The organism is Oleiphilus sp. HI0123 (genome assembly GCF_001635315.1).
Window position 1 is genome coordinate 1 of sequence record NZ_LWGE01001442.1, and the last position, 1502, is coordinate 1502.

At 42.7% G+C, this 1502-nt stretch carries 1 protein-coding gene; it reads right to left on the minus strand.

Annotation, left to right across the window (positions count from 1 at the left end; genetic code table 11):
• Positions 1 to 280: 280 nt before the first annotated feature.
• On the minus strand, positions 281 to 1318 hold the full coding sequence (recA, locus tag A3761_RS18720) for a recombinase RecA (RefSeq protein ID WP_068510971.1): 1038 nt from the start codon (positions 1316 to 1318) through the stop codon (positions 281 to 283).
• Between the last annotated feature and the right edge of the window lie 184 nt (positions 1319 to 1502).

The following is a 1502-nucleotide window of genomic DNA, read 5'->3' on the forward strand; positions in this document are numbered from 1 at the left end:
GTTGATGACGTTGATGCCGTTGATGCCGTTGATGCCGTTGATGCCGTTGATGCCGTTGATGCCGTTGATAGCTTAACAGACCAAACAAGCGATCAGGGTAGATAAAAAATTAATGAATAGCAAGAGAGGGAGCGCAAGGTATATCGTTTGAAGCTGATTTAAAGGCTTGCCATTCCCCCCCTCAAACAATCTTATCACTTACTACTTGTATTAAATAACGAAGATAACTTTACTCTTAGTAAAATTATCTTCGTAAATTTAGCCACAAAATATAAATAAGTTACAGCTCCAAAGCCAGTTCAGGTGCGTCACCCCCTTCTGCAGGCTCAATCTTAGGCATATATTTTTCTCGAACCTTGCCCTCAATATCTTCAGCGATTTCGGGGTTCTCTTTCAAGAAGTTGGCAGCATTAGCCTTACCCTGCCCGATCTTGTCGCCGTTGTAGCTGTACCATGCGCCAGCCTTATCTACCAAGCCTTCCTTAACACCGAGATCTATGATTTCCCCCATGCGGTATATACCCTTGCCGTAAAGGATCTGGAACTCTGCCTGTTTGAATGGTGGTGAAACCTTGTTTTTTACAACCTTAACTCGCGTTTCGTTACCAATAATTTCGTCGCCCTGTTTTACCGCGCCGGTACGACGAATATCCAAACGTACCGATGAATAGAATTTTAAGGCGTTACCACCGGTTGTTGTCTCAGGGTTGCCAAACATTACGCCGATCTTCATACGAATTTGGTTGATGAAAATACACAAGCAATTAGCATTTTTAATATTACCCGTAATCTTACGAAGTGCCTGCGACATAAGTCTCGCCTGCAAGCCCATATGACTATCACCCATATCCCCTTCGATTTCAGCTTTTGGCGTTAAGGCAGCAACTGAGTCAATAATTAATACATCAACAGCACCTGAGCGTACAAGCATATCGGCGATCTCTAATGCCTGCTCTCCGGTATCTGGCTGAGAAACCAAAAGCTCATCAACGTTGACGCCTAACTTCTCTGCGTAAATTGGATCCAAAGCATGTTCAGCATCAACAAACGCACAGGTTTTACCTTGCTTTTGCGCCTCTGCAATAACCTGCAATGTAAGTGTTGTTTTACCAGAACTTTCGGGGCCATAAATTTCAACAATACGACCATAAGGAAGACCACCAATTCCCAAAGCAATATCCAGGCCTAGAGAGCCAGTTGATACAGAGGGGATCGCCTCTCTGGGCTGGTCGCCCATCTTCATTATTGCACCCTTACCAAACTGACGCTCTATCTGAGAAAGTGCAGCACCTAAAGCTTTCTTTTTGTTGTCTTCCATTTAAATATCCCCTAACTAATAACTCTTTGCAGGCCATAACTAAATATTACGACCAGTAATTTATACTGTATACATAATCAGTATTATGTGCAGTTAAATACTAACTGTCCAATATTTTTTTCATTATTTTTCGTTCGTCCAAACGCGAGCGTTGGCCAAGGTGACTTACTACTGTTTTAGGTCT

Coding starts and splice junctions, on each gene's coding strand:
- recA (WP_068510971.1), bottom strand. CDS start 1,318: ATGGAAGACAACAAAAAGAAAGCTTTAGGTGCTGCACTTTCTCAGATA.